Here is a 12,430-nt window from a genome sequence, read left to right as displayed (position 1 = left end):
ATGGCTCAGCGCAGGCACGTGGTCGCCGCCGGCGCGGTGGTGACGAGGCGTCGCTCCTCCTCGGTCCCGCCGGAGGTCCTCCTCGTCCACCGACCCCGGTACGACGACTGGTCGCTGCCGAAGGGCAAGCTCGACCGGGGTGAGCACGCCACCGTGGCCGCGCGCCGCGAGGTCGCCGAGGAGACCGGCCTCGACGTCGTCCTCGGCGCGGCGCTGGGCGAGCAGCGCTACACCGTGGGCACGGGGCGCTCGCGGCGCAGCAAGACCGTCCACTACTGGACCGCCACGGTCGACGGCGACGACGACGTCGCCGGCTACCGCCGCGGCGACGAGATCGACGAGGTCGTCTGGCTCGGCTGGGTCGAGGCGCTCGACCGGCTCACCTACTCCCGCGACCGCGCGACGGTGCGGGAGGCCGCCGCGCTGCAGCGGCGCTCGGACGCCGTCCTGGTCCTTCGGCACGGCGAGGCGCGCTCGCGCAAGGCGTGGCGAAAGGACGACCGGCTCCGGCCGCTCACCGCCGCCGGCGTGCGCCAGGCCGAGCGGCTCGTGCCCGTGCTGTCGTCGTACGGCGCGGACCGGGTCGTCTCCTCGCCCAGCAGGCGCTGCACGCAGACCGTCGAGCCGTTCGCGGCGACGCTCGCCAAGAAGCTTCGCACCCGCGACGCCCTGAGCGAGGAGGGCGCCACCGCGGCCGGCGTCCGTGAGGTCGTCGAGGAGGCCCGCGACCTGGGCCGCGCCGTCGTCCTGTGCACCCACCGCCCCGTGCTGCCGCTGGTGTACGCCGCGCTCGGCTCGGCGGAGCCGCGTCTCGAGCCGGGCGGCGTGCTGGTCGCCCACCACCGCCACGGCCTCGTGCTCGCGTCGGGGACCGTCGCGGCGCCCTTCGGCCGCTAGGGCGCCGCGGGTCCGAGGTCACGGCCGCGTCACGCGGGGGCGAACTCCAGCCCACCGACGTGATCCACGTCTCCGCTTTTGCCCTGTCGGCGCCGAGTCTCCCGCCCCCGTTCACCGCTCGTTCACCGCTGACGGCCGGGCGTGTCACCTCGGCTCCCTACCTTCTGACACGTCAACGAGATCCCCCTGCAGTGAACACGAACCAGGAGTACGAAGTGCGCATCACTTCCCAGCGGTCCAAGCGGGTCGTCGTGCCCGGCATCGCGGCCGTCGCCCTGACCGCCGTCCTCGCCGGCTGCGGCGCGGGCAACGAGGAGGGCTCCGGCGGCGGCGGCGGCGCCGAGGAGACGGGCCTGTCCGGCACCATCGCCGGTGCCGGCGCGTCCTCGCAGGAGGCCGCCCAGGGCGCGTGGCAGTCCGGCTTCCTGGACGCCAACCCCGACGTGACCGTCAACTACGACCCCATCGGCTCCAGCGGCGGTCGTGAGCAGTTCATCGACGGCGGCGTCGCCTTCGCCGGCTCCGACGCCTACATGGACGACGAGGAGCTGGCCGCCGCCACCGAGCGCTGCGGCGGCACCGACCCCATCGAGGTCCCGGCGTACGTGAGCCCGATCGCGGTCATCTTCAACCTCGAGGGCGTCGACGAGCTCCAGCTCGACCCGGAGACCATCACCGGCATCTTCGAGGGCGACATCACCACGTGGGACGACCCCGCGATCGCCGCCACCAACGACGGCGTCGAGCTGCCCTCCACCGACATCACCCCGGTCCACCGCGGTGACGACTCGGGCACCACCGAGAACTTCACCGAGTACCTCGCGGCCGCCGGCGGCTGGAGCGAGGAGCCCAGCGACGTCTGGCCGATCCAGGGCGGCGAGGCCGCGACGGGCACCTCCGGCGTGGTCGAGGCCGTCGGCGGCGGTGACGGCACCATCGGGTACGCCGACGCCAGCCAGGCCGGCGACCTGTCCGCCGCGTCGGTCCAGGTCGGCGACGAGTTCGTCGCGCCGAGCCCCGAGGCCGCGGCCGAGATCATCAACGCCTCCCCGCGCGTCGAGGGCCGCGAGGCCAACTCGATGGCCGTCGACATCGACCGCGAGACCGAGGAGGCCGGCGTCTACCCCGTCGTCCTCGCGTCCTACATGATCGCGTGCGAGACCTACGAGGACGCCGACGAGGCCGAGCTGGTGAAGGCCTACCTGTCGTACGTCGTCAGCCCCGACGGCCAGCAGGCGGCCGCCGAGACCGCCGGTTCCGCCCCGCTGTCGGACGACGTCAGCAGCGAGGCGACCGAGATCGTCGACAAGATCAGCTGAATCCGCTGAGCACCGTGCACTCGGGTCCCGGGACCGCGCTCGTCGCGGTCCCGGGACCTTGCGCGGTGAGCGGGGGGTCCGGCCAGACTGACGACCGCGCCGTGTCCGGAGGACCGGGACGGCAGGGCGAGCACGAGGAGCACGAGTGAGTACGACGATCGACGAGACGCGGGCGGGCGGACGCCGGCCGGGCGACGCGATCTTCAAGGGCACGGCCATCGCCGCGGCCCTGGTCATCCTGCTGGCCCTGGCCGGTGTGGCCGTCTTCCTGCTGTACGAGGGCATCCCCGGCATCCTCGGGGCCAGGGAGGAGACCGACGCCTCCTTCGTCTCCTACGTGTGGCCGCTGGTCTACGGCACCCTCGTGGCGGCGCTCATCGCCCTGGTCATCGCCACCCCCTTCGCGGTGGGCATGGCGCTGGTCATCTCCCACTACGCCCCGAAGCGGATCGCCAAGCCGCTGGGGTACGTCGTCGACCTGCTGGCCGCCGTCCCCAGCGTCGTGTACGGCGTCTGGGGGATCACGGTCCTCGGCCCGCAGCTCGTCCCGCTCTACCGGTGGCTCGCCGACACGGTGCCGTGGATCCCGTTCTTCGCGGGCCCGGCGTCCACCACCGGCCGCACCATCTTCACCGCCGGCGTCGTGCTGGCGATCATGATCCTGCCGATCATCACCGCGATCTGCCGCGAGATCTTCGCCCAGACGCCGACGCTGCACCAGGAGGCCGCCCTGGCCCTGGGCGCCACCCGCTGGGAGATGATCCGGATGGCGGTGTTCCCGTACGCCCGCTCCGGCATGATCTCGGCGACCATGCTCGGCCTGGGCCGCGCCCTCGGCGAGACGATGGCCGTCGCGCTCGTGCTGTCCGCCAGCGGCGTCATCACCCTGAACTTCATCTCGAGCACCAACCCGTCGACGATCGCCGCGAACATCGCGCTGCGCTTCCCCGAGGCGACGGGTCTCGCGGTGAACCTGCTGATCGCCAGCGGCCTGGTGCTCTTCGCGATCACCTTCGCCGTCAACTTCGCCGCCCGCTACATCGCGGGGAGCTCCGCCCGGAGGATGAGCCGATGAGCCAGACGCTGGAGAAGAAGCCGGCGCCGTCGCGGGACGCGATGCCGCTGTCGGGCCCCCGCATGCCGGGCTCCGCGCCGTACCTCGTCGCCGCAGCGGCCCTGGCCGTCGGTGTCGGCCTGGGCATGATCCTGGGTGGCGGCCTGATCGCGATGGCGATCCTGGCCGGCCTGACCTTCATCGTGGGCATCACGGTGTGGGCGTGGGCGCTGGAGGGCCGTCGCAGCGGCGTCGACCGGCTCGTCATGTCCGTGGTGTGGGCGGCCTTCGCTGTCGCCCTCGTCCCGCTGGCGTCGCTGGTGTGGACGGTGCTGTCGAACGGCATCCCGGCCCTGTCCGCCGAGTTCTTCACCTACTCGATGCGCGGCGTGATCGGCGACGAGCCGGGCGGGATCTACCACGCCCTCATCGGCACGCTGCTCATCACGCTCGGCGCGACCGTGATCTCGGTCCCGGTCGGCATCATGACGGCGATCTACATCGTCGAGTACGGCCGCACGGCCCGGCTCGCGAAGGCCATCACCTTCCTGGTCGACGTCATGACCGGCATCCCGTCGATCGTCGCCGGCCTGTTCGCCTACGCCCTGTTCGTCCTCATCTTCGGACCCGGCGTCCGCCTGGGCTTCGGTGGCTCGGTGGCGCTGAGCCTGCTGATGATCCCCGTCGTCGTCCGCGCGACCGAGGAGATGCTGAAGCTCGTCCCGGACGAGCTCCGCGAGGCGTCGTACGCGCTGGGCGTGCCGAAGTGGCGCACGATCGTGAAGGTGGTCCTGCCGACCTCGCTGAGCGGCATCCTCACCGGCGTCACGCTGGCGATCGCCCGCGTCATCGGCGAGACCGCCCCGCTGCTGATCATCGCCGGCAGCACGGACTCGGTGAACTTCAACCTGTTCGCCGACCGCATGCAGACCCTGCCGGTCTTCATCTACTACGCCTACACCCAGCCGGGCGTGCCGCCGGACCCGAGCATCGAGCGCGCCTGGGGCGCGGCGCTCGTGCTGATCGCGATCGTCATGCTGCTGAACCTGCTGGCGCGCGTCGTCGGCAAGGTCTTCGCCCCCAAGACCGGGCGCTGACGCGCCGACCTGCACCGGGCACCACCCAGAGAAGGACACACTGGAACCATGGCCAAGAGCATCGACGTCTCCGACCTGAACATCTACTACGGGGACTTCCTCGCCGTGCAGGGCGTCAACATGACGATCAAGGCCCGCTCGGTCACCGCCTTCATCGGTCCGTCGGGCTGCGGGAAGTCGACCTTCCTGCGCTCCCTGAACCGCATGCACGAGGTGATCCCCGGCGCGCGCGTGGAGGGCAAGGTCGTCGTCGACGGGCAGTCGCTCTACGACCCGTCGATCGACCCGGTCGCCGTACGCCGCCAGATCGGCATGGTCTTCCAGCGCCCGAACCCGTTCCCGACGATGTCGATCTACGACAACGTCCTCGCCGGCAACCGCCTGAACTCCCGCCGGATGAAGAAGTCCGAGGCCGACTCGATCGTCGAGCGCTCCCTCAAGGGCGCCAACCTCTGGAACGAGGTCAAGGACCGCCTCAACAAGCCCGGCATGGGTCTCTCCGGCGGCCAGCAGCAGCGCCTGTGCATCGCCCGCGCGATCGCCGTCGAGCCCCAGGTGCTCCTCATGGACGAGCCCTGCTCCGCCCTCGACCCGATCTCGACGTCCGCGATCGAGGACCTCATCCACGAGCTGAAGTCCGACTACACGATCGTCATCGTCACCCACAACATGCAGCAGGCCGCGCGCGTCTCCGACGAGACCGGCTTCTTCAACCTCAAGGCCACCGGCCAGCCCGGCCAGCTCGTCGAGTTCAACCCGACCAAGAAGGTCTTCTCCAACCCCGACGAGCCCGCCACCGAGGCGTACATCTCCGGCCGCTTCGGCTGAACAGCCCGTCCCAGGACGGAGTTCTCCACAGCGGGAGTCCCTCCGCCGGGTAGTCCCCTGAGGTTCTGTCGTCCCGGACCCCTCGAGGCGACCGTTGCTCAGGGGACTACCCGCACCGTCCTCAGGGCCTGAGGACAGACCACCACGCGCGAGCCGCTGATCGGTCCACGATCGCCGGGTGCGACCAGCGCCCTCCGACCTGCGACCCGGCTTGGTGTGGCCGGTGCGGATCGACCCTGCCGGTGAGGTGGGGCCGACCCCGGGGAAGGCCCGGGGTCCCGGGTGGCGCCGCAGCGGGCCCGGTCTCTACGTGCCGTCGTGGGTGGACGCCCACACGCCCGAGCAACGCATCGTCGAGGCGGCCGCACGGTTGCCCGAGCGGGGGGCGATCACCGGGTGGGCCGGACTGCGGTGGCTGGGCGCCGGCTGGCTCGACGGGCGCACACCGGACGGGCGCGAGGAGCGGGACGTCGTCCTTCTCGCCATGAACGCCGACCTCCGGCCGTTCCCCGGCCACGCGTTCTCCGCCGAGCGACTCAGTCCCGCCGACGTGGTGGTCGTCGACGGCGTCCCGGTGACCGTCCCGGTACGCAGTGTCTGTTTCGAGCTGCGCTACCCGGTGGGCGACCGCGAGGGCATCGTCGCGGCCGACATGGCGGCGTTCGCGAACCTCGTGTCCCGTTCCGAGATCGACGCCTACCTCCCGTACCTGTCGGGCTGGACCGGCGTGCAGCGGGTGCGCGACGCTCTCCCGCTCATCTCCGAGAACTCCTGGTCCCCTCCCGAGACCCGCATGCGACTGGTCTGGCTCCTCGACGCCCACCTACCAATGGTGTTGTGCAACCAACCGGTGTTCGACCGTCGCGGCCGGCACCTGGGAACCCCGGACCTCCTGGACCCCGTCGCCGGCGTGGCGGGTGAGTACGACGGCGCCGCCTGGCATCTCGGACCGACCAACCGCCGCCGTGACGTCCGGCGGGAGGACCACCTGCGCGGTGCCGGGCTCGAGACGTTCACCGTCGTCGCCGGGCAGGTGGCCTCGCGCGAGGCCCTCGCGGCGCGCATGCGGCGGACCCGGGCCCGGGCCCGCTGGGAGGACCCCTCCGCCAGGGCATGGACACTCACCCCGCCCCGCGGCTGGCACCCCCGACTCACCGTCGCCGATCGCCGCGCCAGCTGACCCGGTCGCCGCTGATCCACAGGTCACGCCCTCTCTTGCGGTAGTCCCCTGAGCATCGGTCGTCAAAGGGGCCCGCCGGCGACAGAAGGTCAGGGGACTACCCGGATCGCCGCTCCGAGCCTGTGGACGACGAGCGGAACGGCGCCGCTAGATCCCCAGCGCGGCGTAGAGCGCGAGGTAGGAGCCGGCGGCGACGAGGCCGGCGGCGGGGAACGTGAGGACCCAGGCGGTCAGGATCGAGCGGGCCACGCCCCAGCGGACGGCGGACAGGCGCTTGGTGGCGCCGACGCCCATCACCGCGGAGGTGATGGTGTGGGTGGTGGAGATGGGGGCCTCGTAGACGTACGCCGTGGTGTACAGCACCGAGGCGGCGACGGACTCGGCGGCGAAGCCGCGGGCGGGGTCGAGGTCGATGATGCGGCGGCCGAGGGTGCGCATGATGCGCCAGCCGCCCGACCAGGTGCCCAGCGAGATCGCGGCGGCCGCGGAGAAGATCACCCAGAAGGGGAGGTCGTCGCCGGCGGAGGCGTACCCGCCGGTCAGCAGCGCCAGGAAGATCACGCCCATCGTCTTCTGGGCGTCCTGCAGGCCGTGGCCGAGGGCCATCGCCGCGGCGGAGACGGTCTGGGCGGCGCGGAAGCGGCGGTTGGCGCGGCCGGGGTTGGCGCGGCGGAAGATCCACATGATCGCGAGCATCACCAGGCCGCCGGCCGCGAAGGCGAACAGCGGCGAGAAGATCATGGGGATCAGGACCTTGTCGATCACGGTGTCCCACTTGACGACCGTCCCGGCGGCGACGGCGGAGCCCACGAGGCCGCCGATCAGCGCGTGCGAGGACGACGAGGGCAGGCCGAAGTACCAGGTCACCATGTTCCAGGCGATCGCCCCGAGCAGGCCGGCGAGCACGATCACCAGGCCGTGGGCGTCGGGGGGTGGGCTGATCACCTCCGACACGGTGTTCGCGACCTTCTGGCCCAGGAACGCGCCGAGGAAGTTCATGACCGCGGCCATGGCCAGCGCGATGCGCGGCGTCAGCGCGCGCGTCGAGACGGAGGTGGCGATCGCGTTGGCGGCGTCGTGGAAGCCGTTGGTGTAGTCGAAGACCAGGGCGACGACGACGACCGTGATGACGATCGCGAGCTCGGCGCTCATCAGCGGGTGCTCATCGCAGCGTTCAGGACTCCTTGACCGCGATGGTCTCGACCGTGTTCGCGACCTTCTCGAAGGCGTCGACGGCCTCCTCGAGGGTCTCCACGATGTCCTTCAGCTTGAGGACCTCGATCGCCTTGAACTTCCCGCCGAACAGGGCGGCGAGGATGCGGCGGTGCTGCTTGTCGCCGGCGTTCTCGAGCCGGTTGATCTCGATCCAGTACTCCGACAGCTCGTCGTCCTTCATCGACCGCAGCTTCGGCATGGCCGCGGCGGTGACCTCGGCGCACTGCTGCAGGACCTCGACCTGGGTCGAGAGCTCGGCGGGCAGCTCCTTCACCTCGTAGAGGAGGATGAAGTCGACGGCCTCGTCCATCAGGTCCATGACGTCGTCGAGCCCGGACGCCAGACGGTAGATGTCCTCGCGGTCGAAGGGCGTCACGAACGTCGAGTTCACCTCACGGATGATCCTGTGGGTCGTCTCGTCGGCGGCGTGCTCGGCGTCGCGCATGCGTCGCGCCACGTCGGCGTGGTCGGCGCCCTCGGCGAGCATCTCGGCGAGGAGGCCGGCACCGACGACGAGGTGCTTGGCCGACTCGGAGAAGAGGTCGAAGAAGGACGCGTCGACCGGACGGAACCGGAATGCCACTGCGGACCTCGATGGGTGGGGGACGGACGGCGACCCACTCTAGGACCGCGCCCGCCGGACCGGACAACCCGCCCGGTGCGTCGGTCCCCTCAGCCCCGTCGCCGCGCGCGCTGGCGGGCGATCAGCTCGTCCTGCACGTGCACCGGGCCGCGGTGGCGGGTCCACCCGCCGTCGCTGTCGAGGTGCCACGTGTCGGCGTCGTCGCCGAGCCCCAGGTCCAGCAGGCGGCCGACCTCCATGATCGAGGCCTCGCTGGGCAGACGCACGAGCACCTCGACCCGCCGGTCCAGGTTGCGGTGCATCAGGTCGGCGGAGCCGATCCACACCGCGGGCTCGCCGCCGTTCTCGAACCACGTGATCCGGGAGTGCTCGAGGTAGCGACCGAGCACCGAGCGGACCTCGACGGTCTCCGACAGCCCCGGTACGCCGGGCCGCAGCGCGCAGATGCCCCGCACCCACAGCTGCACCGGTACGCCGGCCTGCGAGGCGAGGTAGAGCGCGTCGATCACGGCCTCGTCGACGATCGAGTTGGCCTTGATGCGGATGCGCGCGGGCCGCCCGGCCTTGTGGTGGGCGATCTCGGCGTGGATCTGCGCGACGAGCCCGTCCCGGATGGAGTCCGGTGCGACCAGCAGCCGCTGGTAGGTGCTCTGCCGCGAGTAGCCCGACAGGTTGTTGAACAGGTGCGCGACGTCCTCGCCGATGACCTCGTCGGCGGTCAGCAGGCCGAGGTCCTCGTAGTGGCGGGCGGTCTTGGGGTTGTAGTTGCCGGTGCCGATGTGGGTGTAGCGCCGGATGCCGTCCGGCTCGTCGCGGACGACCATCGCCAGCTTGCAGTGGGTCTTCAGCCCGACGAGGCCGTAGACCACGTGGCAGCCGGCGTGCTCCAGCTTGCGGGCCCACCGGATGTTCGCCTGCTCGTCGAAGCGCGCCTTGATCTCGACGATCACCAGCACCTGCTTGCCGGCCTCGGCGGCGTCGATGAGGGCGTCGATGATCGGGCTGTCGCCCGAGGTGCGGTAGAGCGTCTGCTTGATCGCCAGCACCTGCGGGTCCGCCGCGGCCTGCTCGATGAACCGCTGCACCGAGGTCGCGAACGAGTCGTACGGGTGGTGCAGCAGCACGTCGCGGCGGCGTACCGACTTGAACACGTCCACCGGGGACGACGACTCGACCTCCGCGAGGTGGGTGTGGGTCGTCGGGACGAAGGTCGGGTACTTCAGCTCCTCGCGCGGCAGGTCGGCGATGTCGCCGAGGCCCCGCAGGTCGAGCGGACCGCGGAGGCGGAAGACCTCGTCGTCGGTGACGTCGAGCTCCGACTTCAGCAGCCCGAGGACGTCGGGGTCGATCGACTCCTCGACCTCGAGACGGACGGCGGGGCCGAACTTGCGGCGCAGCAGCTCCTTCTCGAGCGCGGCGAGCAGGTTCTCGGCGTCGTCCTCCTCGACCTCGAGGTCCTCGTTGCGGGTGACGCGGAACGAGTGGACCTTGACGATCTCCATGCCCGGGAACAGCCGCTTGAGGTGCTCGCGGATGACGTCCTCGAGGGGCACGAAGCGCTGGTTGCCCAGCGAGACGAACCGGTCGAAGATCGGCGGCACCTTCACGCGGGCGAAGTGCTCCTTGCCCGTCTTCGGGTGCCGCACCATCACCGCGAGGTTCAGCGACAGCCCGGAGATGTAGGGGAACGGGTGCGCGGGGTCGACGGCGAGCGGGGTCAGCACCGGGAAGACCCGGTCCTTGAACAGCCGCTTGCAGTGCTTCTGCTCGTCGCGGTCGAGCTCCTCCCAGCGGAGCAGCTCGATGCCCGCCGACTCCAGCTCGGGGATCAGGGTGTCGACGAACAGCCCCGAGTGGCGCTCGGCGAGCTCCCCGGTCTTGGCATGGATCGCGTTGAGCACCTCGCGCGGCAGCAGCCCCGAGGCGGCGCGGACGGCGACGCCGGCGGCGATGCGACGCTTCAGGCCGGCGACGCGGACCATGAAGAACTCGTCCAGGTTGCTCGCGAAGATCGCGGCGAAGCGCACCCGCTCGAGCAGCGGCAGGTCGGGGTCCTCCGCGAGCTCCAGGACGCGCTGGTTGAACGCCAGCCACGACAGCTCACGGTCGAGGAACCGGTCGTCGTACTTCTGGACGGCGCCGACGGCCTCGAGGTCCGGCACGTACGGCGGCTCCACGTCGAAGCTGTCCGACCCGACCGCGGCGGGGCCGACGTCCACGGGGCCGTCCTCGACCGACCCGGCGACGTGGGCGGCCAGCGAGGAGGAGTCGGTGGTCATGCCCTCATCCTCCCACCGCCGGGTGAACGGATGGTGTCCTCGCCACGGCCTCGGGGGGCGACCGATGAGTTCTGCGCCACGCCGCGGTCGACCCAGCACGCACACCCCGCGTCGAGCAGGAGGACACCTCGTGAGCCTGGCCATCGAGACCACGGACCTGGTGAAGGTCTACCGGTCCGGACAGACGGAGAACCGCGCCGTGGACGGTGTCGACCTGGCGGTCGGTTCCGGCGGCATCCACGGCGTGCTGGGGCCCAACGGCGCCGGCAAGACCACCACGATCCGCATGCTGGCGACGCTCACGGTCCCGACCGCGGGCGAGGCCCGCGTGCTCGGGTACGACGTCGTCCGCGAGGCCCCCGAGGTGCGGGCGCGGGTCGCGATGACGGGCCAGTTCGCCTCCCTCGACGAGGACCTCACCGGCTTCGAGAACCTGGTGCTCCTCGCGCGGCTGTACGGCTACTCGCGGACGGCGGCCCGCGACCGCGCCGCCGAGCTGCTCGAGGCCTTCGACCTGAGCGCCTCGGCGGGCAAGCAGGTCAAGGCCTACTCGGGCGGCATGCGACGGCGCATCGACATCGCCGGCAGCATCGTCGTCCGCCCCGAGCTGATGTTCCTCGACGAGCCCACCACGGGCCTGGACCCCCGCAGCCGCAACCAGGTGTGGGCGATCGTGCGGGCGCTGGTCGGGGCGGGGACGACGATCCTACTGACGACCCAGTACCTCGAGGAGGCCGACCAGCTCGCCGACCGGATCTCGGTCATCGACCACGGCCGCGTCATCGCCGAGGGCACCAGCGGTGAGCTGAAGGCCTCGGTCGGCTCCGGCGCCCTGACGGTGAGGGTGGCCGACCCGGCACGCCGCACCGAGGTCGCCGCCCTGCTCACCGAGAGCCTCGGCGCCCCCGCCGACCTCGGGTCCGACCCGGCGTCGCTGTCGATGCGGGTCGACGACCCCACGGCGGTGGCCGGGGCGCTCGCCCGCGTCGGGGACCACGGCGTCCGCATCAGCGAGTACGCGCTCGGCCAGCCCAGCCTGGACGAGGTCTTCCTCGCCCTCACCGGCCGTCCGGCCGACGACCAGGACCACCAGGACCAGCAGAAGGAGACCGTCGCGTGAGCACCGTCCAGGCCGCCCCGCCCCGCACCGAGACCGACAAGGTCCTCGCCGCCCTCGGGTCCTCCGAGCGCCCGGCGCCCGCCGGGCCGCTGAGCTCGTCGCTGACGTTCGGCTGGCGGGCGCTGCTGAAGATCAAGCACGTCCCGGAGCAGCTGTTCGACGTCACGATGTTCCCGGTGATGTTCACCGTCATGTTCACGTTCGTCTTCGGCGGCGCGATCTCGGGGACGCCGGGGGAGTACCTGCAGTACGCGCTGCCCGGGATCCTCGTGCAGACGGTCGTCTTCATCACGATGTACACCGCGATGACGATCAACACCGACATCGAGAAGGGCGTCTTCGACCGCATCCGCTCGCTGCCGGTGTGGCGGCCCTCCCTCCTGGTCGGCGCCCTGCTCGGGGACTCGCTGCGCTACCTCATGGCCTCGACCGTCGTCGTGGTCGTCGGGGTGGCGATCGGCTACCGCGCCCCCGGCGGGCTGCTCGGCATCGTCGCCGCGGTCGCCGTCCTGGTGGCGTTCTGCTTCTCGATGAGCTGGCTGTGGCTGATCCTGGGGCTGAAGCTGCGCACCCCGAACGCCGTGATGGGCGCGGCGATGATGATCCTGTTCCCGCTGACCTTCGTCTCGTCGGTGTTCGCGCCGCCGGAGACGATGCCGGGCTGGCTGCGCGCCTTCGTCGAGGTCAACCCGGTCTCGTTGCTCGTCGAGGCGGCCCGCGGGCTGATGGACGGCGTCCCCGACGCCGGTGACATCACGCTCGTGCTCGTGCTGGCCGTGGCGATCACCGCGGTGTTCTCGCCGATCGCGCTGCGGCTCTACAACCGGGCCTCCTGAGGAGCGTGCCCGCGCCTCGATA

At 71.3% G+C, this 12,430-nt stretch carries 11 protein-coding genes; 8 read left to right on the top strand and 3 right to left on the bottom strand.

The annotated features are described in order from the left end of the window. The 6 genes from MJ876_RS05865 (at window position 1) to MJ876_RS05840 (ending at window position 6,375) form a co-directional block, all read left to right on the top strand. Entirely contained in the window at window positions 1-897 is an 897-nt protein-coding gene (locus tag MJ876_RS05865) for an NUDIX hydrolase (protein ID WP_240235253.1), read from the top strand. A 215-nt stretch (window positions 898-1,112) separates the two neighbouring features. Beyond that, a complete protein-coding gene (gene pstS, locus MJ876_RS05860; protein ID WP_240235251.1) occupies window positions 1,113-2,216 on the top strand; it encodes a phosphate ABC transporter substrate-binding protein PstS in 1,104 nt (367 codons plus the stop codon). A gap of 145 nt (window positions 2,217-2,361) precedes the next feature. Further along, window positions 2,362-3,291 carry a phosphate ABC transporter permease subunit PstC gene (pstC, locus tag MJ876_RS05855; RefSeq protein ID WP_240235250.1) on the top strand — a complete coding sequence of 310 codons (930 nt, stop codon included), beginning with the start codon at window positions 2,362-2,364 and terminating at the stop codon, window positions 3,289-3,291. Further along, window positions 3,288-4,367, top strand: a complete 1,080-nt coding sequence (gene pstA / locus MJ876_RS05850; RefSeq protein ID WP_240235248.1) for a phosphate ABC transporter permease PstA — start codon at window positions 3,288-3,290, stop codon at window positions 4,365-4,367. Before pstC ends, pstA begins: the two co-directional genes overlap by 4 nt. 48 nt (window positions 4,368-4,415) lie before the next feature. Next, window positions 4,416-5,195 carry a phosphate ABC transporter ATP-binding protein PstB gene (gene pstB, locus MJ876_RS05845; protein WP_240235247.1) on the top strand — a complete coding sequence of 260 codons (780 nt, stop codon included), beginning with the start codon at window positions 4,416-4,418 and terminating at the stop codon, window positions 5,193-5,195. 223 nt (window positions 5,196-5,418) lie between these two features. Further along, window positions 5,419-6,375 (top strand): hypothetical protein, encoded by a 957-nt coding sequence (locus MJ876_RS05840; protein WP_240235245.1) that lies wholly within the window; start codon window positions 5,419-5,421, stop codon window positions 6,373-6,375. Between the two features lie 147 nt (window positions 6,376-6,522). Here MJ876_RS05840 and MJ876_RS05835 read toward each other — a convergent pair whose 3' ends face one another. From MJ876_RS05835 to MJ876_RS05825, 3 genes are all read right to left on the bottom strand, one after another. Continuing rightward, complete coding sequence (locus MJ876_RS05835; protein ID WP_240235243.1) at window positions 6,523-7,527, bottom strand: inorganic phosphate transporter; 1,005 nt, start codon at window positions 7,525-7,527, stop codon at window positions 6,523-6,525. A 22-nt stretch (window positions 7,528-7,549) separates the two neighbouring features. Next, window positions 7,550-8,173, bottom strand: a complete 624-nt coding sequence (locus MJ876_RS05830; protein WP_240235242.1) for a DUF47 domain-containing protein — start codon at window positions 8,171-8,173, stop codon at window positions 7,550-7,552. An 89-nt stretch (window positions 8,174-8,262) separates the two neighbouring features. Then, window positions 8,263-10,452 (bottom strand): RNA degradosome polyphosphate kinase, encoded by a 2,190-nt coding sequence (locus MJ876_RS05825; RefSeq protein ID WP_240235240.1) that lies wholly within the window; start codon window positions 10,450-10,452, stop codon window positions 8,263-8,265. Window positions 10,453-10,582: 130 nt separating this feature from the next. On the opposite strand from MJ876_RS05825, the gene MJ876_RS05820 reads away from it, so the two are divergent. Both MJ876_RS05820 and MJ876_RS05815 read left to right on the top strand, forming a co-directional pair. Further along, on the top strand, window positions 10,583-11,572 hold the full coding sequence (locus MJ876_RS05820) for an ATP-binding cassette domain-containing protein (RefSeq protein ID WP_240235239.1): 990 nt from the start codon (window positions 10,583-10,585) through the stop codon (window positions 11,570-11,572). Further along, complete coding sequence (locus MJ876_RS05815; protein WP_240235238.1) at window positions 11,569-12,408, top strand: ABC transporter permease; 840 nt, start codon at window positions 11,569-11,571, stop codon at window positions 12,406-12,408. Before MJ876_RS05820 ends, MJ876_RS05815 begins: the two co-directional genes overlap by 4 nt. Window positions 12,409-12,430 lie beyond the last annotated feature (22 nt).

This window comes from Nocardioides sp. CFH 31398, from assembly GCF_022436705.1.
Classification (GTDB): Bacteria; Actinomycetota; Actinomycetes; order Propionibacteriales; family Nocardioidaceae; genus Nocardioides.
This window is presented reverse-complemented; position numbering and strand designations above follow the sequence as displayed.